The organism is Luteolibacter sp. SL250 (assembly GCF_026625605.1).
In the GTDB taxonomy this organism is placed as follows: domain Bacteria; phylum Verrucomicrobiota; class Verrucomicrobiia; order Verrucomicrobiales; family Akkermansiaceae; genus Luteolibacter.
In genome coordinates, this window is record NZ_CP113054.1 from 1,350,307 (window position 1) to 1,373,062 (window position 22,756).

At 61.9% G+C, this 22,756-nt stretch carries 20 protein-coding genes; 13 read left to right on the forward strand and 7 right to left on the reverse strand.

Features of this window, described 5'->3' with window-relative positions; all coding sequences use genetic code 11:
* Window positions 1–5 precede the first annotated feature (5 nt).
* The 7 genes from OVA24_RS05945 to OVA24_RS05975 form a co-directional block, all read right to left on the reverse strand.
* The gene (locus OVA24_RS05945) at window positions 6–773 is read right to left on the reverse strand and encodes a hypothetical protein (RefSeq protein WP_267674273.1); all 768 of its coding nucleotides are present in this window, start codon (window positions 771–773) and stop codon (window positions 6–8) included.
* Between the two features lie 330 nt (window positions 774–1,103).
* Window positions 1,104–2,447: a hypothetical protein gene (locus OVA24_RS05950; RefSeq protein WP_267674274.1), complete on the reverse strand. Its 1,344-nt coding sequence runs from the start codon at window positions 2,445–2,447 to the stop codon at window positions 1,104–1,106.
* Window positions 2,444–2,707, reverse strand: a complete 264-nt coding sequence (locus tag OVA24_RS05955; protein ID WP_267674275.1) for a LuxR C-terminal-related transcriptional regulator — start codon at window positions 2,705–2,707, stop codon at window positions 2,444–2,446. Before OVA24_RS05955 ends, OVA24_RS05950 begins: the two co-directional genes overlap by 4 nt.
* A 104-nt stretch (window positions 2,708–2,811) precedes the next feature.
* Window positions 2,812–3,648, reverse strand: a complete 837-nt coding sequence (locus tag OVA24_RS05960) for a hypothetical protein (RefSeq protein ID WP_267674276.1) — start codon at window positions 3,646–3,648, stop codon at window positions 2,812–2,814.
* A 5-nt stretch (window positions 3,649–3,653) separates the two neighbouring features.
* Entirely contained in the window at window positions 3,654–4,181 is a 528-nt protein-coding gene (locus OVA24_RS05965; RefSeq protein WP_267674277.1) for a helix-turn-helix transcriptional regulator, read from the reverse strand.
* 64 nt (window positions 4,182–4,245) lie between these two features.
* Window positions 4,246–6,441: a sulfatase family protein gene (locus tag OVA24_RS05970; RefSeq protein ID WP_267674278.1), complete on the reverse strand. Its 2,196-nt coding sequence runs from the start codon at window positions 6,439–6,441 to the stop codon at window positions 4,246–4,248.
* A 165-nt stretch (window positions 6,442–6,606) separates the two neighbouring features.
* A complete protein-coding gene (locus OVA24_RS05975; RefSeq protein ID WP_267674279.1) occupies window positions 6,607–7,317 on the reverse strand; it encodes a PEP-CTERM sorting domain-containing protein in 711 nt (236 codons plus the stop codon).
* Window positions 7,318–7,465: 148 nt separating this feature from the next.
* Between OVA24_RS05975 and OVA24_RS05980 the strand changes: the two genes are divergently transcribed.
* The 13 genes from OVA24_RS05980 to OVA24_RS06040 all read left to right on the forward strand — a co-directional run bounded on the left by OVA24_RS05980 (window position 7,466) and on the right by OVA24_RS06040 (window position 22,684).
* Entirely contained in the window at window positions 7,466–8,593 is a 1,128-nt protein-coding gene (locus tag OVA24_RS05980; protein WP_267674280.1) for an MGDG synthase family glycosyltransferase, read from the forward strand.
* Window positions 8,590–9,225 carry an HAD family hydrolase gene (locus OVA24_RS05985; RefSeq protein ID WP_267674281.1) on the forward strand — a complete coding sequence of 212 codons (636 nt, stop codon included), beginning with the start codon at window positions 8,590–8,592 and terminating at the stop codon, window positions 9,223–9,225. The genes OVA24_RS05980 and OVA24_RS05985 overlap by 4 nt, the downstream gene beginning before the upstream one ends.
* A gap of 153 nt (window positions 9,226–9,378) precedes the next feature.
* Window positions 9,379–10,158, forward strand: a complete 780-nt coding sequence (locus tag OVA24_RS05990) for a thiazole synthase (protein WP_267674282.1) — start codon at window positions 9,379–9,381, stop codon at window positions 10,156–10,158.
* A gap of 224 nt (window positions 10,159–10,382) precedes the next feature.
* A complete protein-coding gene (locus OVA24_RS05995; RefSeq protein ID WP_267674283.1) occupies window positions 10,383–10,742 on the forward strand; it encodes a hypothetical protein in 360 nt (119 codons plus the stop codon).
* 274 nt (window positions 10,743–11,016) lie between these two features.
* Complete coding sequence (gene pgtP / locus OVA24_RS06000) at window positions 11,017–12,354, forward strand: phosphoglycerate transporter protein PgtP (RefSeq protein ID WP_267674284.1); 1,338 nt, start codon at window positions 11,017–11,019, stop codon at window positions 12,352–12,354.
* A gap of 28 nt (window positions 12,355–12,382) precedes the next feature.
* Window positions 12,383–13,195 (forward strand): glycerophosphodiester phosphodiesterase, encoded by an 813-nt coding sequence (locus OVA24_RS06005; protein WP_267674285.1) that lies wholly within the window; start codon window positions 12,383–12,385, stop codon window positions 13,193–13,195.
* A gap of 216 nt (window positions 13,196–13,411) precedes the next feature.
* Window positions 13,412–13,945, forward strand: coding sequence for a PH domain-containing protein (locus OVA24_RS06010; protein ID WP_267674286.1), 534 nt, complete (start codon window positions 13,412–13,414; stop codon window positions 13,943–13,945).
* A gap of 453 nt (window positions 13,946–14,398) precedes the next feature.
* Window positions 14,399–15,523, forward strand: a complete 1,125-nt coding sequence (locus OVA24_RS06015) for an LptF/LptG family permease (protein WP_267674287.1) — start codon at window positions 14,399–14,401, stop codon at window positions 15,521–15,523.
* 15 nt (window positions 15,524–15,538) lie between these two features.
* Window positions 15,539–17,413, forward strand: a complete 1,875-nt coding sequence (locus tag OVA24_RS06020) for a SulP family inorganic anion transporter (protein ID WP_267674288.1) — start codon at window positions 15,539–15,541, stop codon at window positions 17,411–17,413.
* 15 nt (window positions 17,414–17,428) lie between these two features.
* Window positions 17,429–17,917 carry a hypothetical protein gene (locus OVA24_RS06025; protein ID WP_267674289.1) on the forward strand — a complete coding sequence of 163 codons (489 nt, stop codon included), beginning with the start codon at window positions 17,429–17,431 and terminating at the stop codon, window positions 17,915–17,917.
* A gap of 438 nt (window positions 17,918–18,355) precedes the next feature.
* Window positions 18,356–18,862, forward strand: a complete 507-nt coding sequence (locus OVA24_RS06030) for a hypothetical protein (RefSeq protein WP_267674290.1) — start codon at window positions 18,356–18,358, stop codon at window positions 18,860–18,862.
* Window positions 18,859–21,702: a hypothetical protein gene (locus OVA24_RS06035; RefSeq protein WP_267674291.1), complete on the forward strand. Its 2,844-nt coding sequence runs from the start codon at window positions 18,859–18,861 to the stop codon at window positions 21,700–21,702. Before OVA24_RS06030 ends, OVA24_RS06035 begins: the two co-directional genes overlap by 4 nt.
* Window positions 21,703–21,802: 100 nt before the next feature.
* Complete coding sequence (locus OVA24_RS06040; protein WP_267674292.1) at window positions 21,803–22,684, forward strand: hypothetical protein; 882 nt, start codon at window positions 21,803–21,805, stop codon at window positions 22,682–22,684.
* Window positions 22,685–22,756 lie beyond the last annotated feature (72 nt).

Genomic DNA, 22,756 nt, shown 5'->3' on the forward strand with positions numbered 1-22,756 from the left:
ATGGATCACTTCTTCTTCGGTGCGGCCTTCGGAGTTGCTTTCGTGGACGGTGCGGGAGCCGGTGTCGTTGCCGGGGCGGCGCCTTTGCCCAGCGGAAAGCGGATGGCGATGCTCTTGTCCGCCAGTCGCGTGCCCTCGCTGGACACTTCCACGAAGCGATAGACGACCAAGCCGAACTTGCCGTCGGCATAGCGGCCGTAGGCGATGTTCTCACGCGTTTTGCCGAAGGAACTTTCTTCCTCGAACTTCCACTCCGCGCCGCTCCATTTGCCGAGGATGCTCTGCTCCCCGGCGTCGATGTCCTCGCCGCGGACGAGCTTGCCGTTGGCGGACTGGAACGTGTCGTCCTTGGCGTTGTAGTTGATGATGGAAATCGGGGCGGCCGCACCTGTCGCGGTGAGGGACCAGGTGTCCGGTCCTTTCTGGCGGAGCAGGAGCATCACATCTTCCGTGATGGGTTTGAACTCACGCTGGGACCAGAGCTTCAGGTAGTCGTCATACTCTTCCTTCGTCAGACCGAGTTTCTCGTGATAGGGCAGCGGAGCGTTGGCCTTCTGCTGCGCGCTGTATTCCTTGAACCACTTGATGTCCTTTTCCGCGGCGGCCTCCACCTTCGCGATGTATTTGTTGATCTCCGGCGGCGGCATCGGCACGCCGATCTGGCCCCGGACCGGGACGTCCTTCTCGAAAAGGCCGGCGAAAGGCTTCGGCACCTCCGCGTGGGCGGTGGCGAGGACGAACAGGGCGGCGGGCAGCAGGAAGGAGAGTTTCATGAAGCGGGGCGAGCGTCATACGGTCGGAGGCGGAACTCAAGCGGCAATCCGTCCGCCCAAGGGATAATTGGGTAACCCGGGAATGGGGTTGCTCCTGCTTCCCGGCAAACCATTGCGGCGGCTCGCGTCCGCCATGCCCCTTTCATCCTCCCATCCACCGGATGGAAATAATGAACTGTCACTGGCGAATCCGGATCTCCTCCGGCACCACAGAGGATGGAGCACGGGTGGGTGCCGGGACTCCGGATGAACCAGGAGGCATGGCGGATGGAAACCGCCGCAATGGTTTGGTTGTTATGGTGTTTTGGAGAGTTTTGGCCTGCGCGCCTATCAAGGGGTCTCGGTCGCCTTCAGCCGGAGGAAACGGCGCGGCTCTCCCGCCAGAGGTACCGCCACGCGGTAGCGCGTTGTCGCCGGATCGCTGTCGGCAATCGGCGCGACGTTTGCCTGGGGAACCGGGCTCCAGCCGTTGGCGGCGAGGTCGGTGCTTTGCTGGACCTCCAGCTTCACGCCCGGCATGAGGTCGCGCAGGCTGAACGCCAGGGTGATATGGTCCACGCCGCCGACTTTGGCGATCCCGGACGCCGGGAGTTCTCCGGGGGCGGAGGAGTTGTCCAGGTTCATCGCGTAGCGCACCAGATTCGGCAGCCCGTCGGCGGATGGCTTCGCGTTTGCATCCGCATTTCCGCCTGTCAGTCCGAGGGACGAAGCCCATGTGGAATACGTGACCGGAGCCGGTCCGCCGGCGATCTCCAGATAGAGGTCCGCCCAGTCGAGAAAGTTCCTCTGTGCGGACGTTGCCTTGAAGATCGACTTCGCCGCCTCCATCCCGTTGCCGATCACCAGGATCCTCCCACCACCAAGCTGGTGGACATAAACACGGTCGGAAAACATGGTTGCCTCCACCCGCCAGTTGGCGTCTTCGAACATCACGTAGTCATCTTCATCACTCTCCTCAAAGGTGAGGATGTTGCCCGAGACGTCCAGTTCCAGGTCCTCCTCCCCATCGATGAAGACCTGGTAGGTTCCTCCTCCCGCCGCAACCAGGGTGAACGCTTCGATTTCATCCCCGGTCTCCTCTTCGATCCCGCGGGACCCGGCGTCGGTGCCGAAGTTCAGCGCGGAACGCGTCGGAAAGGTTCCCGCCCAGGCGGTCGGGTTGGCCGTTGGGAGCGGTGCGCGCGTCAGGACACCACCCACCGCGTCGAACGAAAGTGGCTCCGCCGGGTAGGGGCCTCCGCTGGCCACCGTCGTGAAGATATCACTCAGCAGGATGGTGTTCTGATCGACGATCTTGAGCGTCATTTTCCAGAACTCCGTCACACCGCCGCCGACATTCACGGTGGATGAGCCGACCAACCGGTCGCCGGTCAGCGTCAGGTCGAACGACTCCTCTTCTCCGAACAGGTCGAACGTGAGGGTATAAGTGGTGCCGGCGACTTTCTCAGTGAGGGTGGCCGTGCCGGAAACCGGCTCCGCGTCCGCGGAAGCCGGGCTCGACGTCGCCTCGAACTCATAGCCGGTCAGATGCCAGACATCCGCCACCGGGACCACCACCGCCGGGGCGACGGCAGGGAGCATGGTGAGGATGGCGGATGCGATCACCTGGGGAAGATGGCGCATGCGATGGAACAGGGTGTGGCCGGAGGATGGGCGTGAAGGGATACAGTTCATGGGAGTGGGATGTTGGCTTGCCGGGAGAGTTGCGCGGGAGGTGGCGGATCGGAGATGCCCAGCTTGCGGCAGATGGAGCGGCAATACCCGGCGATGCAGCCCGGAGTGACCCCCAGCTCGCGGGCGATCGACTTCCGCCCGAGGCCCCGCCTGAGCCGATCAAACACCTGTCTTTCACGGTCCGAAAAATCCGGTTTCCCCATGGCATCAGCGATGGGGACGAGCAGGGCTTTCAGATTGTTTGCCGCAGGGCGGATCATGGAGGACGGGGGATCTCGGTGGAGGGACGTGTGCCCCTTCCTGACTCAGTGGGAGCATCCTCCGCCAGAGCCGTTCCCGTATATCCCCGAAACTACGGAGATCCTCATTCTCCGCCTTGCCGGGCACCGCGCGCCGGAAACCTCAGATCCGCCAGCGCCTGTTGGAGCTGCGCCATGTTTTCATAACCCATCTTCTCCCGCAGGATGCCCAGGTGGCGGTCAAGCGTGTCCCGCCTCCAGTGCAGCGCCCCGGCGATCTGCGCGCGGGACGTTCCGCGGATCATGGCGGAAAGGATGTAACCATCATTCCGCCCGAGGGGTGGAGACTCGTTGCCCGCGGCATGCAGACCCAGCGCACCGGCCAGATCATCCCATGTCCGGCGCAGGTGGCGGCGGTCTTCCAGACGGCGGCTCAACGCGGCCACCTGCAGGCCTACCACATGCAACAACTGCATCTCCCGGTGCGTGAAATCCCGGTCCCGCCGGTTCCAGCTCAGGACCACCCGGGAGTCTTCAAGGCGGATCGCATCGTATGCCATCTGATGGCGGGAATCCACATGCCGGTAAACTTCCCGGTAGAGCGGATTGTCGAGGAATGCGGTGTCGGATTCATAGTCGGACATCCGTTGCGGGCGGAGCATCGCGTTGTCGAGATGTCCTGCGGCGATCACCGGGTGATGGTGGATGGTCGCCGCCAGTTCATTGCCATGGCATTCCAGCACCCGCTGGCAGTGGGCGTTGTTCGACTCCATGGCGAGCACCTGGTCCATCTCCAGGGTCCAGAGGTTCCACAGCATGAAATCCGCTGGCAGGATCTTCAATGTTCCCTGGATCAGCTCCCGCCCGAGGGTGGGAAGATCCTCCGCCTCCATCAACTGCCCGGTGAGCCTGCGGATCGCCCGCAGATCCGACATGCGGATCTCCCCGAAACGTTCCGCCACCGGCATCAGAGGGTCTCCTTTCCGCTCTGGAACATCAGGTCCGCCCTCTTGCTCACCCCCAGCTTCCTGTAGATGCGCAGGACATGGCTTTCCACCGTCCGTTGGCCGCATCCGAGGATGATGGCGATCTCCGGTCCGGTTTTTCCTTCCCTCAGCCAGTCCAGCACCTCCGCTTCCCTTCTGGTGAACGGTTGCGCGGGCTGCGGTTCCGCAGGGCATGGACCATCCGCCCAGATATGCACCCTGGCTGTGCCGGCCAGCCTGCGGGCTGGAGGGGACGCCTCCAGCCGTGCCGTGATATCATCCCAGTCCATGGCGGATGCGGGGTGTTTTCCGGACGCCCATCGCTCCGCCCTCGCATTCAGCAGCGCCACTCGTCCGGGAAGTGCCAGCGCCACATTCCATCCCAATGCATCGAATATTTCCGCCCACGCGATCAGATTTGTCAGAAGGCGGCGGTTCTCCTTCTGGATACGGACATCCATTTCAGCCAGCAGCACATCAGTGGATGTCGTAATGGGTTCATCTCGCATTCCTGATGATGGGATAGCGGATTACCCGGGGTTTGTAAAACTGTGATGGGTTACCCGCCCATGCTCATTCAGGCTCCCCTCCGGGAAAAATCTCAGCGATGGAGGATTCGTGGTGTTGGTCGATCCAGCGGGTGAGGGCGGCCTGGAGCGGTGCGGCGACCTCCGGCCGGGCCGTGGCGAGGTCCGTCCTGCCGTGGGGGTCCGACTGCATGTGGAAGAGGCCGAAGTGGCGGCTGCCGTCCGCGGCGGGAGTGCAGACGACTTTCCAGTATCGGGTGCGGAGACACCGCTGCTTTGCGGTGACAAGCGATTCCTCATACTCCGGTTTCAGGACGAACTGGTAGTTGAAGGACGGATCATACGTCGTCATCTGGTCGAGCGGGTGAAGAGGGGGGCGCACGATGCCAGCGACCTTCGGCTGCATGAAGGGGAAGCCGGTCTCGCCATAGAATGGCCGCCATTCCGGGGTGGACTTGCCGGTGATCCAGCCCGCGAAGCTGAGACCCTCCCACTCCGTTGGTTTCTCCACTCCGGTCAGGTCCGCGAGGGTGGGCATCACATCGATGAGGCGCACGGTTTCCCCGATGGACCGGGCGGCCACGCCGGGCACGTGGACGATCATCGGCACATGGCTGGCGTGGAGGCCGCCGTTGAAGCCCTGGCCGTGCAGCAGCGTGGTGCCGGGATCGTAGAGATCATCCCCGTGGTCGCCGGTGACGATGACGATGGTGTTCTCCGCGAGGCCGTTTTTCTCCAACGCTTCCAGGATGTCCTTCACGCAGTCGTCGAACTGGCGCACGCATCCGTCATAGACGGCGTTGATGTGGGCGATGTCCTTGGCCGGTGCGGCGGCGAAGATTTCCTCCAGGTTCGGTTTGCTGGCGAAATCATCGACATTGAACGGGAAGGCCTTCTTGTTCGGTCCGTCGTAGTCCGGATCGATGAACATGCTCGCGTAGGGCTCCTTGCTCTGGTAGGGGAGATGGGTGCAGGAGTAGAAAACGTGCCAGAAGAACGGCTTGCCGTTCGAGGCGACCTCATCCAGCCGCTTCCTCACCCGGTTGGTGACCACCTCCGGGGTGACGAAGCTGGCGAAGGAGTTGATCTGCGGGTAGAGGCGGTAGCCCAGCGCATTGTCGAAGTAGATGGCGATGACGGGATGGGCCATGACCACCGCCTGGCTCATGTACACCTTGAAGCTGTCGAAGCTGGAAACGGAGATGTGTTCGAAGCCCAGCGGCATCAGTTCATAGTAGCCCGCGCACCAGTCGCCGATGGCGGCGGTGTCGTAGCCTTTCTTCCGCAGCAGGGACGCCATGGGGACCGTGCGGGACCGCGCGTCCTTGATCGCCTGCCGGTTCGGGAACATGTGCCGCAATCCGTGGGTGTGTGGATACTGGGCGGACATGAAGGAAGTCCCGGACTCCAGGGTGGAGCCGATGGGGGCATAGCAGGTGGTGAAATTCACCGAGCGGGCCGCGAGCGCGTCGATGGTGGGGGAAACACCGGCCGCGGCCGGGCCATCCGTGCGCCGTGGCCGGTAACCGGCAACTCCCAGGCGGTCCCCGCGGAGGGAGTCGGAGCCGATGATGAGGATGTTCGGCGTTTTTTGGGAAGAGGCGTTGTCCCGTGAAATGGAGTCGATGGCGGTTTTCACGCCGAAGATGCCGAGCGGCAGCACCACCACCGGACCGGCGATGAGCCAGCCACGGCGGCCCCAGCGGTGGATCTGCCAGAACAGGGCCACGGCGGCCACCAGCAGCGGCAGGATGGTGAAAAAGCCGATGTCGAACACACGGCGGATGGCGGTGGGGAGCAGTCCGATGGAGCCGCTGTACCAGTTCCCTCCGGCGTCCGGCAGGAAGTAGGGCTTCGATTCCACCATGCGGACGGTGAAATAGTGGTCATGCAGCAGCACGGTGAGGCCCCAGGCCAGGATGGCGGCGATCCACCACCGGCGGACGGGCAGCTTTCCGCACACCCAGGACAGGAACGGCTGCAGCAGCAGGGTACCCAGAACCGCCAGGATGACGTAGGCGATGAGCATGAGCGCGTTCTGCCCGATGAGGAAGCCCATGAAATCTTCCTTCGCGATGGCGCTGAACTTCGTGTCCATCGCGTCCGCGCGGTTCGTCAGGCGCTCCACCGACCGGTAGAATTGGTAGGTCAGGAAAATGGAGATGCCGCCAAGGACGGGCAGGAAGCGGGCTGCCGGATGGCGCGGGTTTTCCGGACGGGTGGTGGAGGTGGACTGGCTCAAGACGCGGGAGGTTGGCAGCAACGCCATACGGCATCAAGGGCCGGAATTTTCCGCATCCACTGCGGAAGAATGGATTCCGGAGGTCCGGTCCGGGTGTCCTCCGCCTCCGGAGGAGCCGGCATGGCCAGGAACCGCCTGCCATGCCGGGAGGGCCGGGGAGTGGATTCAGCCCCTGCGACGGCGGCCCCCGAAGAGGATGGCACCCAGTCCCGCGAAGAGCGCGGATGCGGGCTCCGGAACGGCCGTCCCATCCAACTGGTACCAGTTATGGCGGGAGGACAGGGAGTTGATGGCGGATGCGGCGGGGCCTCCGCCGAATCTGGCGGTGTCCTGGGTCGCACCCACGCCTGTGGGGACGGTGTTGGTGTTGTCCGTCAACGTGCCGCCGTTTTCCCATACGAAGTTGAGATCTGAGCCGACGGTGTTCGTCTGCTGCACCGTGATGAAGTAAGAGGTCCCCGCCACCAGGGTGATGCCGGACGCCGGGGTGAACACCCAGTTCGTGATCGCGGTGGTGGTGAAGTTCGGGTTCGTGAAAGTGCCCACCAGTGTGGACGGCGCGGTTTTCCCGGCGTTGGCGGTGTAGATGCTGATCAGGGGGGCATCCGTGCCGGTGTTGCCCACCCCGCTCAGGCGGAGAGTGATGGAGTCCACCGTATAGTCAGTCGTCCCCATGGTGAAGCCAACCGCCTTTGCATTGTAGGCGGCATTCACCACGGGAGGTCCAGCGGAGTATGGGGTGTAGTTGATACTGGTGACGTTGCTCGATCCGGTGACGTTGACGGTGGTCGGAGCGGCGAGGTTGCCGATGATGATCGCCGAGTAGGCGGAGGAAGCCGAGACGGCGAGTGCCAGGAGAGGCGGGAGTGGGTTCATACAAGCTGTGGATGTGGCGGAAATCCGGAGTGCGCCGAAAAACGCGAAAATTTTCCCGGAAGGGCCGGAAAGGCGGACCGGTTTTTCCTTCCGGTTTGCCATCGACGGAGGGCGGGTGGGGGCATTAAAACACCGCCGGATTTCCGTCATGCCAGCATCCCCGCGCCTGCTCATCGTCACCGCCGCCTTCGGGGAAGGGCACAACAGCGCGGCCCGGAATCTGGGGCTGGCACTCACCCAGGCGGGGGCTGAGGTGAAGGTGTGCGACCCGTGCATGCTGGCGGCCCCGCACTCCACCCGCCTCATCGAGCGCGGCTACCGCTACATCACCACCCATTTTCCGAAGGTGTGGGAGCGCATCTACCGCTCCACGGACAAGTCCGACTTCAACAAGCAGTCCCTCCCGCTGATGCGGAAGCCGGAACGCTACCTCACCAACCTCATCGAGGATTTCAAGCCGGACGCCATCGTCAGCACCTATCCGGTGTATCCCTACTTCATCGCGCGGACGTTCCGCCAGTATGGCGGGCAGGTGCCGGTCTTCACCGTGGTGACGGACTCGCTGGAAGTGAACGCCACCTGGCTGCGCGCGCCGACGGACCACTGGATCGTCACCGACCCGGCGACCAAGGCCGTGATGACCGCCGCCCCCGCGTCCCTCCCTGCAGAAAAAATCGAGGTCACCGGCTTTCCGGTGCATCCGGACTTCGCGGAGATCCCGCCGGTGGGGAATTCCGATTGCTGTGATCCGTTCCGCATCCTCTATTTCCCGACGGGGAAAAAGCCGTTCATCCGCCGCCACAGCCGCGCGCTGCTGGACGCGAATCCGTCCGTGCACCTGACCATCGTCATGGGGAAATACGTTTCCCTGTTGCTGCCGCGGGCGCTCCAGATCCGGCAGGAGTATCCCGGCCGGGTGAAGCTCGTCGGCTGGACGCGCCGCGTGACCAAGCTGCTGAACCGCCACCACCTGGTGGTGGGAAAGGCGGGCGGAGCCACGGTCCACGAAGCCATCGCCGCGCATTGCCCGATGCTCATCCACCACCTGGTCCCCGGGCAGGAGGAAGGGAACCTGCGGTTGCTGGAGTCCATCGGCTGTGGGAAACTGGCGGAAACGCCGGAGCATCTCACCGCCGCCGTGACCTGCATGCTGGAGCGGGACGCCGCAGGCTGGCGGACCATGAAGCGCAGCGTCACCCGCCATGACCGGAACTCCGGCTCCATCACCGCCGCGAAGTTCATCCTCGGCAGGATCTCCGCCAAAGACACTCCATGACTTTCCTCTTCGACATCGGCCGCGTGCTGTTGGACTTCGACTTTGAGACCTCGCTCGCCACCCTGCTGCCGGAAGGCACCGTTGATGCGAAGGTGCGGCTCGCGCGGCTGATTGAGCGGAAGGATGACTTCGAGGCCGGAAAGCTGGATACGGAAACCTACATCACCTGGGCGCTGGGCGTGATGGAGAGCACCGCCACCCATGACGAATTCCTCCACGCGTGGCGGAACATTTTCACGCCCAACGGCCCCATGTGGGAGTGCGCGCGGAAGCTGGCGGAGGATGGGCACCGGCTGGTCCTGTTCTCCAACATCAACCCCATCCACAGCCCGTGGATTTTCGAGGCCTTCCCCGGCTTCTCCATCTTCCACGGCGCGGTCATGTCCTTTGAGACCGGGTTCATCAAGCCGGACCCGGCGATCTACGAACACGCCATCGCCGCCTACGGTCTGGTCCCGGAGCAGACCCTCTACATCGACGACCTGCCGGACAACATCGCCACCGGAAAGGCGATGGGCTTCCGGTCATGGCAATACGATCTGAAGGACCACTCCGCGTTCGAGGTGTGGCTGGAAAGGGAGATGACGGAGGTGGGGAACATCGAACACCGAACGTCCAACATCGAACGTTGACGTGAAGGGAGGAAGACTCCGGGGGCTGCGGATTCGCCGTTCAGCGTGCCCTTCCGCCCCTTCTTTGTTTCGATGTTCGATGTTGGACGTTCAAAGTTCGAGGTTCAAGGGGGGCTTGAAAGTTCTCGAGGGCGGCCCCAGCATCCCCGCGTAATGTCTTCGCCACTGATCATCGCCGGCCGCGAGTTTTCCTCCCGCCTCTTCCTGGGGACGGGAAAGTTTCCCTCGAATGAATCCATGAGGGACGCTCTGGCGGCGAGCGGCACCCAGATTGTGACCGTGGCGCTGCGGCGCGCGGACCTGACGGGCGCGAAGGATCCCTACGCGAACATCCTGGAATACGTGGATGGGGAGAAATACCTGCTGCTGCCGAACACCAGCGGCGCGATGAACGCGGCGGAGGCCGTGCGCCTGGCCCGGCTGGCGGAGGCCGCCGGCCTGCCGAAGTGGGTGAAGCTGGAGATCCACCCGGACCCCACCTACCTGCTGCCGGACCCCATCGAGACGCTGAAGGCGGCGGAGATTCTGGTGAACGAAGGCTTCACCGTGCTGCCCTACATCAATGCGGACCCGGTGCTGGCGAAGCGCCTGCAGGAAGTCGGCACCGCCACCGTCATGCCACTCGGCGCTCCCATCGGCTCGAACCGCGGAATCGCCACGCGGGACCAGATCCGCATCATCATCGAGCAGGCCACGGTGCCGGTCGTGGTGGACGCGGGCATCGGCGCGCCCAGCCACGCCGCGGAGGCGATGGAGCTCGGCGCGGATGCCGTGTTGGTGAATACGGCCATCGCCATCGCGGCGGACCCGTCGAGGATGGCCATCGCTTTCAGGAAGGCCGTCGAGGCCGGTCGGGATGCCTATGAAATGGGCCTGCCGGAAACCAGCGACCATGCCAACGCCACGAGTCCGCTGACGGGGTTCCTGGGGTGAGCCGGGCCGTGCAAGAGGATCGGTTCCACTGGATGGGGTGGGGAGCCCTGATGCGGCTCCCAGGAGTGGCGGGATGGCTGCGCCGTCACATTCGGGTGCTACTTTGAAAAGGAAACCAGATCCATGCGCCCACCGACTGTGCAAAAGTGACTCGCGTTTTTCGTTCGATTGATGGATAAGCGACGTGGTCTTTCCCGTCATTCGCCCGTCCACGCTTCTGCCCCATGAATCAGCCCGCCTTCGTCAGCCCGCATCCGGTTCCACGAAAACCAAGCGACGCGCCGTCCGCCAACGCAAATGATGGACGGGGTTCAGGGAAAGACGGCATTTTAGCGAAATGGCGCGCACTCTGGATCCTGACGTTGCGCTACCTCTGGCTTTCTTTCTGCTTCATTCTGATGATGGCGCCGATCAACTATCTTGCGGATCGGATCAATCCGACCGGAAGCTCGCTATTCTCGCCGGAGCGATTCCACCCTGCTGCCGGACTCTCCCTGTCGATCGTGCTGCTGTGGCTGCCCATCGCCATCTGGCTGGCCACGAAGATGAGCGGTCACACGATCGTTTCCTTGCGGAAAAAGTGAGGGCTGGCCGCGGGATTTCTGGGATCTTACGGCTGCGGGGTGTATCGGGGGATGCGGAAAAAAATCACCAGCAAACCCAAGTGGGATTGCTTGGAACCGGCGGCCTGAAGTTGGACTTCGTCTTGGAAATGGGGCGTTGTTAGGTTTGGAGCAGGTGTGTGCTTGGATTCGCTTGGGAATCGCTGGCGGGATCGTCTGAATTTGGGGATTGCCATCATTACGATCCTTTTGAGTCTGGAAACGCCATGGCGATGTCCGGGCGACTTTCCCTGCCATGAGTTCCCGCCTGCTGCCATTCCTCAAACCCGCCCCCGCGGCGCAACCTCTTCCGCAGGAGCAGATTGATCCCGCCTACCGCAAGCTGCGGATGCAGGTGTTCATCGGCATCTTCGTGGGATACGCCGCCTACTATCTGGTGCGGAAGAACTTCGCGCTGGCGATGCCGGACATCCTCAAGGCGTATCCGGACTACACGAAGGCGCAGCTAGGCACCGCCATCACCGGCCTGTCCATCGCCTATGGGCTGTCGAAGTTCGTGATGGGTTCGGTTTCCGACCGCAGCAATCCGAAGTGGTTCTTCCCCCTCGGGCTGATCCTTTCCGCGATGGTCATCGCCTCCTTCGGCTGGGTGAAGGGGATTTATTCATCGCTGGTGCTCATCGTCGCGCTGCAGACGCTGAACGGCTGGGTGAACGGGATGGGGTGGCCGCCGTGCGGAAAGACGATGGTCCACTGGTTCGGCAAAAAGGAACGCGGACGGGTGGTGTCGGTGTGGAACGTGGCGCACAACGTGGGCGGCGCGCTGGTGGCGAAGTTCGCGCTGCTGGGTGTGATCCTGTTCCATGACTGGGGCGCGAAATTCTATTTCAACGCGATCATCGCCGCGGTGGTCGCCGTGGTCGTTTTCTTCCTGATGCGGGACACGCCGCAGAGCTGCGGACTGCCGCCAATCGAGCGGTACAAGGGCGAGGACGGGGAGAGCTACTCTGAGGAGGATGAGCGGACGCTCGGCTTCCGGGAGATCTTCTTCGGCCATGTGCTGAACAACGGTCTGTTGTGGGCCATCGCCGTGGCAAACGCGTTCGTCTATTTCGTGAGGTATGGAGTGGTGGACTGGATCCCCACCTACCTGCAAACGGCGAAGGGATTCTCCTTCGGCCAGTCCAGCACGGCGTGGGCGTTGTTCGAGTATGCGGCCATCCCCGGCACCATCCTCTGCGGCTGGGTTTCCGACACGTTGTTCCGCGGCAGGCGCGCCCCGGCGACCATCCTGTTCATGGCCCTCACCCTGGTGGGCATCCTCGTCTATTGGGCGAACCTGAACGGTCCGCTGTGGATCGACTACGTGGCGCTCGGGACCGTCGGTTTCTTCGTCTACGGGCCAGTCATGATCATCGGCCTTCACGCGCTGGAACTGGTGCCGAAGAATGCGGCCGGCACCGCGGCGGGTTTCACCGGCTTTTTCGGCTACGTCTTCGGCGCGGCCATCGCGGGGACCGGCGTCGGCTGGATCTCCGACCACTGGGGCTGGGGCGGCGTGTTCGCCACCATGACCGTCTGCTGCGTGCTGACCATGGTCTTCAGCGCCATGACCCTCATCCGGAAAAAATAGACATCCAAACTTCCCAACCCATCCTGTTATGAAACACACCATCCATCATCTCATGGCGGCCCTTTTCACCGCGACTTCCCTTTCCTCCGCCGCGCCGCTCATCATCGGCCACCGCGGTGCGTCCGCCGCCGCACCGGAGAACACCGTCGCCTCCATCAAGGAAGCCTGGAAGGAAGGCGCGGATGGCAACGAGGTGGACATCTATCTGACCAAGGACGGGAAGCTGGTGACCATCCATGACAAGACCACCAAGCGGACAGCCGGCCAGGAGCTGGATGTGCGGGAAAGCACGCTGGAGCAGTTGTCCAAACTGGACGCCGGGTCATGGAAGGACCCGAAGTGGAAGGGCGAGCGCATCCCCACGCTGGACGAATCCCTCGCTGCCGTTCCGGCAGGGAAGACCATCTACATCGAGATCAAGGGCGGCGCGGAGGTGCTGCCGGAACTCCGCAAGGTCATCGACGCCAGCGGCAAGGCGAAGGACGAGATTTTCCTCATCGACTTCAAGCTGGAGAACCTGGTCGCGGCGAAGCCGCTTTTCGCGGACATCCGGAAGCTGTGGATCGTGGGGGCGAAGACGGACAAGCAGACGAAGGAAAAAACCTATCCGGATGTGAAGGAGCTGGCCGCGCAGGCGAAGGCCGCGGGCATGGATGGCCTGGATCTGAACCACGGCTTCCCGATGGATGCAGAGGACACCGCGGCGATCAAAAAGAACGGTCTGCTGCTCGCCGTATGGACGGTGAATGACGCCGACGTTGCCGAAAGATGGGTCAAGGCGGGGGTCGACGCCATCACTACCGACAAGCCGGAGTTCATCCGGAAGTCGCTGGGCAGGTGAGATGGAATTTCAAATATACGTGGTAGCGTGATGGCTGCGCCACTACGGCTGGGTGGATGGGTGCGACGTTCCGATCCCGACGCGTCATGGATGACATCTTTGCACCAGGCGGAGTCGTGGGAACCGCGTGGGGTTGTCCCAGCCGGAATGGCGCAGCCATTCCGCTACCCCGTGGACATTTCATCCGCACTCATCCGCGGTTTTTGAATCCACTTGATGAAAGATGCGCTGCGGGGGCAGGATGTCCCCGTGAGCGAAGAATCCTCTCTCTGGAAAGGCAGTCCGTCCCAGTGGCTCAATCTCTGGAACTTCACCGGGGCCATTGTGCTGGCGGCGGGTATCATCGCGGGCGGTATCTTCATGCCGCTGGTGTTCGCCGCCCTCCTCATCCCCCTGGCATGGATCATCTGGAAATACCTCACCGTGCGTTGCCAGGGGTTCGAGCTGACCACGGAGCGGCTCAAGATCACCCAGGGGGTGATCAACCAGAAGCTGGACGAGGTGGAGCTCTACCGGGTGAAGGACATGCTGATGGTGCGTCCGTGGTGGATGCGTCTGACGGGACTGGCTTCCGTCATCCTCGAAACCTCCGACCGCTCCCAGCCAACCTTGGAGATCCCCGCCGTCCGTGGCGGGATGGAGCTGCGCGAACAACTCCGCAAACAGGTTGAGCTGCAGCGGGACCGGAAGCGTGTGCGGGAAATGGATTTCCAGGATTCCGGGCTGGAGGGGCCGGTGGATGCGGTTTGATAAAAATTCCGCATTTCCCCGGAACCATCATAAAACCTTTGATCTAAATGAAAGTTTGGATTAGTTACTAATCAACCGCGAGGTGCTGGTCGTTCCCAAGACAGCCGACATCCGCGCCCGCAGCCTTGTTAAGCTCATAAACTGCAATCGGAGACCGGGGGGAATCCATTGTGGGGGAGCTGGAGCGAGTGACTGCGGAAAATCTCCCAAGGGGCGCGAATCCGAAATGCTATCCCGGATCCGCGCCCTTTGGCTTTTTTGTTTCCGGGGCTTTCCAGACAGGAATGGCGGTTTGCCCTGCGGATGACGACGCGGAGCTCTGGCTTCAACCGGCTTGGTTTCGCCGGGAAGTCTTGCAGGAACCTGATGTCCCGGTCTGTTCCGGGGGCCTCGGTCTTGGTGTGTTCTCTTTCTGGACACCTTCGCCGCCAACGGCCAGAGTCGGCGCACCCCATGCGGATTTCTGACCGATATCTCGGAAAACAAGTGCTGTTTGGCACGATCTACGCCGTGCTCGTGCTGAGCGTGGTTCTGGTTCTGGGCAGTCTTTTCAAGGAGATCCGCAGCCTGTTGGTCGAGCAAAAGGCTCCACCGATGCTGCTGGTGCGTTTCGTCATCAGCGTCCTGCCGTTTTCGCTGATGTTCACCATTCCCTGGGGATTCCTCACGGCGGTGCTGCTGGTTTTTGGCAGGCTTTCCACGGACCATGAAGTTACCGCTTTCCGGGTCGCGGGGATGAGCTTGCCCCGGCTGGCGCTGCCGGTGTTCATCATTGGCGCCGCGCTATCCGGTGTCTGCCTGTATCTGAACGTGAATGTGGTGCCGCTGGCAAAGGCATCCGTTCAGGATCTGGCGATGGATGAGGTGAAGAAGGATCCCCGGGCATTGCTGGACCCCGGCAAGGTGCAGGCATTCCTGAAGGAGTCGAAGAGCGGTTCGAACCTGTTGTTCGTAGAGGGGAAGAAGGGCGATGATCTGGCCGGCTTCCACTTGTACTGGAACAGGAAACTGGAGGACGGGGAGGATGGGGAAGAAGCGAGATCGGAAAGGACCTACGTCCACGCGGAAGGTGCCTCCATCAAGGTGGACAACGAGAAACGCCAGTTCAGCCTCCGGTTGCTCAACGCCTTTTTCGAAGCGAAGCAGGCGAACGGTCCGCCGAACATCGGTCTGAGTGGTGCGGCGGAGCCGCTGGTGCTTCCCTATGACTGGAAGGCACCACGGAAGAAGGCGAACTCCATGACCAACGCGGAGATCCGCCAGTACCTGCGGGCGAAGCCTGACCTGGAGTTGCGGAAGCAGGTGGATTTCCGCTCTGAGATCACCAAGCGGTTCTCCTTCTCGATGGCGTGCTTCGCCTTCGCGTTCGTGGCGGTGCCGCTGGGGCTGAAGAGCCGCCGGAAGGACACCTCCACCGGGCTCGTGCTCAGTCTGCTGCTGGGCGCGGGATACTTCCTCTTTTCCGTTTTTTCCGCTGAGTTCGAAACGGACCTCGGTGCGACGGTCACGCTTTGGTTGCCGAACGTTCTTTGTGTCTTGGTCGGGTTATTCCTGTTCCGGAGAGCGAAGTTCAAGTAACATGGTGGCCGAGGGATGAACACGCGGAAACTGGTCAAGAAGCTCAGCGGAAACATCCGCGCTTTCCTCGATTCCGACCACATCAGCCTCACGCCCTTCCTCACGGCGGCGAAGACCTACGACCTTGAGAAGGCGAAGTGGGATGCACGGGCCGCACTGAGCGTGACGATGCTGTCCGTGGCACAGGCCATCGCCTTCGCGGCCATCGCCGGGCTGCCGGTGGTCTATGGCATCGTCTGCGCGGCGGTGGCCGCCATCATCGCGCCGCTTTTCGCCGGGTCACGGCATACCATGCTGGGGCCGACGAACGCGACGGCGTTCATGTTGTTCAGCTTCTTTTCGGTGAATCCGGAGCTGGCTTGGCGCTGGCATGAACTGATGCCGCTGTTGGTGTGCATGGTGGGGGTGTTCGCCGTGCTGGGCGCCACTTTCCGCGTCGCGGACCTGCTGCAGTACATCTCCCGCAGCGTGCTGGTGGGCTACATGACCGGGGCCGCCACCCTCATCATGGCGAACCAGATGGTCACGCTGCTGGGTGTGTCCGGGGAGATGGGGTCGCAGTCGTCAGCGACCTTCGCGGGCATGCTCTACGGACTGGTGCGGGCGCTGCCGCACACGGACTGGATGTCGCTGCTCATCGGCCTGTCCACGGTGGTCATCTATCTGGCGATCCGGAAATGGTTCCCACGGTTCCCGGCCTTCGCCATCGCGCTGGCACTGGCGTCAGCCATCTTCGGGGTGCTGATCCATTTTTCCGTCGGTCCGTTCGGTGGCGCGGCGGTGTTCGAAACGTTCACCTTTTCCGAATTGATCCCGAAGTTGCCGGATTTCGGGCGGGAGGGGTTCTTCCGGGACGTTTCCTCCCTGCTCGGTGTGGCGCTCGCCATTTCCTTTCTCGCGTCACTCGAAAACACGCTGATGGCAAAGACGCTGGCCTCCAGCACGGGGGATCGTGCGGATGTGAACCAGGACATGCTCTCCGTAGGAATGGCGAACCTGGCCAGCGCCGTCGCCGGCGGCATGCCCGCGTCCGGCTCACTCACCCGCTCCACGCTGAACCTGGAGGCCGGGGCGCGCACGCGCTTCGCCTCGCTGTTCACGGGCATCTACACGCTGGGCGCCGCGTTGCTCATCGCCGCATCCGTGGGGTGGGGCGCCCCGCTCATCAACTTCGTGCCGAAGGCGGCCCTGGCCGGGCTGGTCATCGCCCTGTCCATCGGACTCTATAACCGGAAGAACATCCGCATCTGCCTGCGCTCCACCCCGGACGATGCGCTGGTGTTGGTGGTCACCTTCCTCGCCACCCTGCTGGCCCCGCTGCACGTCGCCATCTTCATCGGCGTCGCGATCTCGATCATGCTGTTCCTGCGGAAGGCGAGCCGGCCTTTCCTCATCGAGTATGAATTCAACGACGAGGGCGAACTGAGGGCCATCGCGGAAAAGAAAGGCCGGCCCATCCCGGCGATCTCCATCGTCCATGTGGAGGGTGACCTGTTCTTCGGCGCGGCGGACCTCTTCCGCACGCAGATCCAGCGGATCGTCTCGGACCCGGCGATCCAGGTCATCATCCTGCGGCTGCGGAACGCCCGTCATCTGGATGCGACCAGCGTGATGGCGCTGGAGGATCTCATCCGCTTCATGCGGGCGCGGGGCCTGCATCTTCTCATTTCCGGAGCGTCGCGGGAGGTGTATCTTCTGCTCAAGAACTCCGGCGTCCTCGCCGCGCTGCAGGAAGGATGCAAGCGGGAGGAAGGGGAGACCAACCTTTTCCTGAACTCACCCAGCAACCCGAACCTCTCCACCCGCGACGCGCTCAAGCGGGCGCAGGAACTCCTCGGAACGGAAAAGGCGGACATCCGGATCTTCTACGACCCCAGCAAGAAGAAGTAACCACGCGGCACACCCATGAAAAAGCTCCTCATCCCAGTGGTCGCCCTGGTGGCCGTCGTCGCCGTGCTTCTCTGGTTTTTCGCGCCGGAGCAGGTGGTGAAGCGCCGCACCGGAAAGCTGATGTCCATCCTCACCATGGAGGAGACCGGCGGGAAGAACGCCCGGCAGTTGAGTTCGCTGGGACTGGGCGGTCTCGTCGCCGACGAACTGGAACTGGAGACACCCACCATCGAGGAAGCGAACGGCGTCCACCAGCGCACGGACATCGAGAGCGGTTTCGGCGGGCTGGCACGCATCGCCAACTTCACCAAGTTCGAGGTGGTGGAGTACCACACCATCACCATCAATGGCGAAGAGGCGCGGGTGAACGCCACCATCGAGGCCATCGTCGCGCTTCCTGCCTACCGTCCGGCCGACGGCCTGTATGAGGTGGAGCTGGACTGGAAGAAGGAGAAGGACGGCATCTGGCGGCTCTCCCGCGCGAAGTGGCAGGAGACGCGGTGAAGCAAAACGCGGTAGGAGCATCCAGGTAAGTTTGAAGAGCTATGATTCAACTCTTCGGATCACATCTCCTAGTGACAGGCCAAGGCAGGTGGTCCAACGCTTGATTACAAGCAATGTGGGTTGCACGTCCGAGCGTTCAGCGAGTGCCAGATATCCGTGGGAAACGCCGCACAACGACCCCAAGGTTCTGAAATCGATACCTCTTTTCAGACGCTCCTCCCGAAGAATAGCTTTGATTTTGTGAACGAATAGTTCGCCCGGATCCTCCGGCTCGATGGCCGGGGATGTAAGCGGGCGTCCTTTCCGTGGAGGCATTCCTCCATGTTGATTCAACGGTCGAGGAAGCCGGAGTCATTTTTAACTTGCGCTATATATATAGCACAAAAGCTATTCATTGGCCGTATTCGGTAGTCGCTCATTTACCTGTCCCCTCTTATTGTGAAATCCCTCCCCCTTCTCTTGCTCTGCTTCTCGCCTCCGTGGCTTGCCTGCGCTCAGGAACCTTCCTCATCAGGGCTTCCCGCGCTGGAGGTACTGCCACAGGACATCCTCTCCACCCGCACCGTCCATGACGGCCTGAGGGATGTGACGTTGCAGAAACTCGATCCTGCCGCGATGGAGGATCAGCGTCTGGCCCTCCCTCCTGCTATGCTCTCTCAGTCTGCTCCTCCGGTTGCCGAAGCGGAGAGCGTGGAGGAAACGCCCGATTCGAGACCCGTCCATACGCTGGTGATGGGGGCCAGCGTGTACATGCGGGTCCTGCTGGACGTTTACCGCCGGGACCCGCCGTTGCTGCGCGCACGGTATGAGGCGTACTTGGCCCAAGCCGCCGCCGCGGCTGCGGAAAGGGCCGCCAATCCTCCGGAAAGAAAACCCGTCGCCATGCGCTACTGGCGGGCGGATGAGGCCGCCATCCGCGCCGCACGGGAAGGGGGCACCCGGTGAGAGACCGCGCGCTTCCCCTGGCCGTTGTCTTCTCCGTCCTCGCCGCCGCACCGGTCCATGCCTTCGACAGCAACGGCAACGGCATGAGCGATGTTTGGGAGCTGCTCCACCACCAGCTCGAACTCTTCCCCGCTGCCACCCCTTTCGGCCCTCAGGAGGACGCGGACGGTGATGGCAGGAGCAACCTGGTGGAAAGCATCGCCGGGACCGATCCGTTCTCCGGGCTGCCTCCGCTGGGGGTTCACGGAATGGAGATCGTCCCCGCGCCGTGGCCGCCGGACACCTTCCGGTTGGCCGTGCCGTGGTCCCTGCCGGGGAAAACCTACACCCTCTCCACCAGTCCGGACCTTTCCTCTGCCAGTTGGACCCCGCTGGACCCCATGGCGGGGAACGGGGCGCATCTCATGGTCGATGTCTCGCCGCTCGATGCGCAGACCAACACCCTGGCGGAACGGAGTTTCTTCCGGTGCGAGGTGGCGGACCAGCCGAACCCGGGTGGAGCCTTCTCGCCGTGGGAGCTTGTCGTCATGGCCGAGAACCCGCTCGTCTCCGCCTCCATCATGGCGTTGGTGAATCCTCCGGGCGGGGGGAATCCCCCCACCCCGGAAGAGCCTCCCGTGATCCCGGACAGCGACGGCTCCGGACACACCGATCCCTACGATGCCTCGCCGTTCGACGGGCAGGTGGACTGGTACCGCACGCCGGAAGCGAAGTACCTCCACATCCCCGTGGATGGAGCCACCGCCGGCTTCAAGGCGGTGGATGTCTCGGATTCCGGGAGGATCCTCCTCACCCGCACCACGCCGGTGGTGAACTACGCCACCGATCCGGTGGGGTTGGTATGGGACCCTTCGGCGGAGGGCGCGGCACGGCTCAAGCCGCTCATGTTCGTGCCGGGCAACTTCCAGTTGAACTTCAGGGTCACGGAATGGAACCCGAATCCCTCCACCACCCACACCGCCGGCACCCCACCGTTGCCGGGTCCCGGCACCCCTTCCAACCGCACGATCACGATGACAGTGGTGATGAAGGCCATCGCGGAGGATGGCAGCGTGATCGCGGATGTGGACTACACGTTGGAGGAACATGCCGGGAACGCGGAGCAACCTACGCGCTCCGGCCACGCACGACTGGCCTTCCTCTGGCAGCAGGAGCAGTATCACTCCTGCACCATGCTGGGGGAAAACCACGGCTACCTGGGCAGCGTGGAGGAGCCTTCGTCCACGGAGGGCCATGCGGTGGGCTTCCACGCTGGCATTGATCCGCCGGTGACCAAGGCGGTTTTCACCCACCAGGTGATTTCCCCTGGTCCCACCTACCCCCGGTCCAATCTGGCCGTGGAAACCCGGACCACCACGGATCTGACGGCGGGCTCCATGAACGGTCATCTCTTCCACGATTGCACGTTGCCGCCGGAGCCGGTCATCACCCGCAGCGGACGGATCATGATCAAGAACCGTGTCAGTGCGTCGGAACTCAACCACATCCTTTGCGGCACCGCGCCCACCCAGGTGCTGCCGTATGATCTGGAAAGCATCAGCGATCTTCCGGATCTTCCCGGTACTGCGGCCACTTGGGGCATCGGGCAGGAGGGCCGGCCGTTCCGCTTTCATAAGGGACAGGGATTCGATCCTATCGCCAGCCTCACCGGCGTTCTCGCGTTCGACCGCCAGGGCAACGGCATCGGCGACGGAGCGCAGGGCCGTGCGATCTGGCGCAACGCGCGGTGGCACACGCTGGAAGCGGCCACCGGAATGCAATCCTTGGCGGACCGGGTGCCGAAGAAGATCACCGCGTCCGGGCTGATCTGGATCGGTGATGAAGGGGCGACGTCCAACGCGCTGCTCATCCCGGTGGAGGTGGTGACTCCCGCTCTCAATCACGAAGAGGAGGAGATCTTCGACCGCCTGTTTGGCGCGGAGGAACTGAAGGTGGCGAAGATGGAGGATTCGCTAGACGAGAATGGGGTCCTGGACATCGACGCCGATCCGCATCGGTTCCATGTCCGGATCCCATCAAGGCTCGGGGGAAAGCCGGTCACGGCGAAGCTTGGGACAGTTGGAAACCTGGATCCGGCGACGGAGATCCCGCTGACGGCGAACCCGTTCCAGCAGGAATCGCAATCGCAGTTGTTGGTGTCCGACGAGGTGGACGACAACGCGGACGTTCAGGACGAACAACCGGGTGACCGGACCCACCGGATCATGCCGTATGGGGATGTGGAGATCAGCGAGGTCAAGATCGGATCGGTTAAATATCCGCTCAGCATGAAAGTGCGGGTAAAGCCGCAAAGGATCGCCGAAGTGAGGGTGATTTTCGTCGGGACGGCGAGTGCCTATCAGGGAGAGTTCACCGAATTTATCAAGGTCGCCAAAGAGCGATTTGCTCAGTCTGGAATCCATCTGGATGTTGATACGAAATCGATACCCGCACCGACCACGATAAATGAAGATGATTTTCATCATGACGATGGCGTGGCAAATAATCATTACGGCGGAGGTAATCTTATTCACCAGAATATGAAGGATGTCATCGCATTGGCGGATTCAACGGAAGGTGTCGGTCTGCGGACGTTCACTCTTTTTGTCGTGAACAGAATAACTGGAGGTGATGTCGCCGGTCGTGCATTCACCAAAAAATACACCGCTCCAATCGACCAGCCATACACGAATAGGGCGGTCCTATCAGCTGAGCATATCATTGAGAACCCACAGGATCCGGGAAATCCTAGAAAATATACTTTAGGTCACGAATTGGGTCACTTGCTCACCAATGATGGTCACTACGGCGGCGAATACGGAGGACGAATCTTCCTTTATACAAGATTCGGCAGAATCTGATGAAAGAAAACCCCGATCCAGTTGATGCACTGGATGGGCCGAAGCGACTTACCATCGAACAGGAAAAGAAGATCAAAAAAAGCTTAGATGATTTAAATAAATGAAAGTGTTCCGTATTTTTCAATTCCTGCTGATATACACCTCGGTTATCTCATCCGGTGTCTATTCGGCAACGATTTATCCTGAATCGGAAGATCCCAATGAGTTCTCCCGCCAAGTGGAAGAGTTTATAATCGCCCGATCAAGCTCCGGCGGACTAAGAGATGTTTACGACCGCACCAATGAAAATTTGCTGAAGGAAGATAAACGCGATTGGGAAGAGACCTTCGCGCGAATGATGAGAAAACCACAAGATTACGGAATCAATCGATCATTTTTGGCCTTTGAGGCGGCACGTTTCAGGGGCAAAGCAAAGGACGCTAGGATCGTCGCCGCCCTTCCACCACTGCTGAGTGCGTGCATTCAGGATGCGGAAGAAAGATATAGCCGCTATGCAGCACAAGGTAAATCCGACTATCCGTTGATCCGTGCCGGGCTAGCAGGGTTCATACCCGGTGCCCTCGAATCTGGTTCACCTGAAATCCTCCAGTCTATCCTTGATTTCATGATTTCACCAGCCGACCAGCGTATTAATCTAACGGAAAGCAAGTCGACGGACCACGTTGTTTCCGCGCTTCAGGAATACGGTAATCCAAATCACATCGAAGCGGCCTCAATACTTTCCGAAAAACTTCGCGAAAAAGGCAAGGCAGATATTGCCGATGACATCGTACGGTCCGTGGAACGCATCAAGAAGCACGCTGGAAGGAAACAAGCCACCTCAACCGGAAGAACCGGCGAATCATCCAATGACGCTTCCACTCCGGATGGCGAAGCAACGAAATCCGCCAGCGAAAAGCCCCTGTGGCCATGGATTGCCGCCGGGGGGGCGCTCATCGCCGCGCTGGTGGCGTATTTCAGGATGAAACGCGCCCGAACCTGATCCACTCTGGTGTTTCTTGATGGCCCGCGATTTCCCATCATCAATCCTTGCCGTGCGATCTGGCGCAACGCG

Coding starts and splice junctions, on each gene's coding strand:
- OVA24_RS05980 (WP_267674280.1), top strand. CDS start 7,466: ATGCCAGCATCCCCGCGCCTGCTCATCGTCACCGCCGCCTTCGGGGAA.
- OVA24_RS05995 (WP_267674283.1), top strand. CDS start 10,383: ATGAATCAGCCCGCCTTCGTCAGCCCGCATCCGGTTCCACGAAAACCA.
- OVA24_RS06005 (WP_267674285.1), top strand. CDS start 12,383: ATGAAACACACCATCCATCATCTCATGGCGGCCCTTTTCACCGCGACT.
- OVA24_RS06025 (WP_267674289.1), top strand. CDS start 17,429: ATGAAAAAGCTCCTCATCCCAGTGGTCGCCCTGGTGGCCGTCGTCGCC.
- OVA24_RS06040 (WP_267674292.1), top strand. CDS start 21,803: ATGAAAGTGTTCCGTATTTTTCAATTCCTGCTGATATACACCTCGGTT.
- OVA24_RS05990 (WP_267674282.1), top strand. CDS start 9,379: ATGTCTTCGCCACTGATCATCGCCGGCCGCGAGTTTTCCTCCCGCCTC.
- OVA24_RS06020 (WP_267674288.1), top strand. CDS start 15,539: ATGAACACGCGGAAACTGGTCAAGAAGCTCAGCGGAAACATCCGCGCT.
- OVA24_RS05945 (WP_267674273.1), bottom strand. CDS start 773: ATGAAACTCTCCTTCCTGCTGCCCGCCGCCCTGTTCGTCCTCGCCACC.
- OVA24_RS06010 (WP_267674286.1), top strand. CDS start 13,412: ATGAAAGATGCGCTGCGGGGGCAGGATGTCCCCGTGAGCGAAGAATCC.
- pgtP (WP_267674284.1), top strand. CDS start 11,017: ATGAGTTCCCGCCTGCTGCCATTCCTCAAACCCGCCCCCGCGGCGCAA.
- OVA24_RS05950 (WP_267674274.1), bottom strand. CDS start 2,447: ATGAACTGTATCCCTTCACGCCCATCCTCCGGCCACACCCTGTTCCAT.
- OVA24_RS05965 (WP_267674277.1), bottom strand. CDS start 4,181: ATGCGAGATGAACCCATTACGACATCCACTGATGTGCTGCTGGCTGAA.
- OVA24_RS06015 (WP_267674287.1), top strand. CDS start 14,399: ATGCGGATTTCTGACCGATATCTCGGAAAACAAGTGCTGTTTGGCACG.
- OVA24_RS05975 (WP_267674279.1), bottom strand. CDS start 7,317: ATGAACCCACTCCCGCCTCTCCTGGCACTCGCCGTCTCGGCTTCCTCC.
- OVA24_RS05955 (WP_267674275.1), bottom strand. CDS start 2,707: ATGATCCGCCCTGCGGCAAACAATCTGAAAGCCCTGCTCGTCCCCATC.
- OVA24_RS05985 (WP_267674281.1), top strand. CDS start 8,590: ATGACTTTCCTCTTCGACATCGGCCGCGTGCTGTTGGACTTCGACTTT.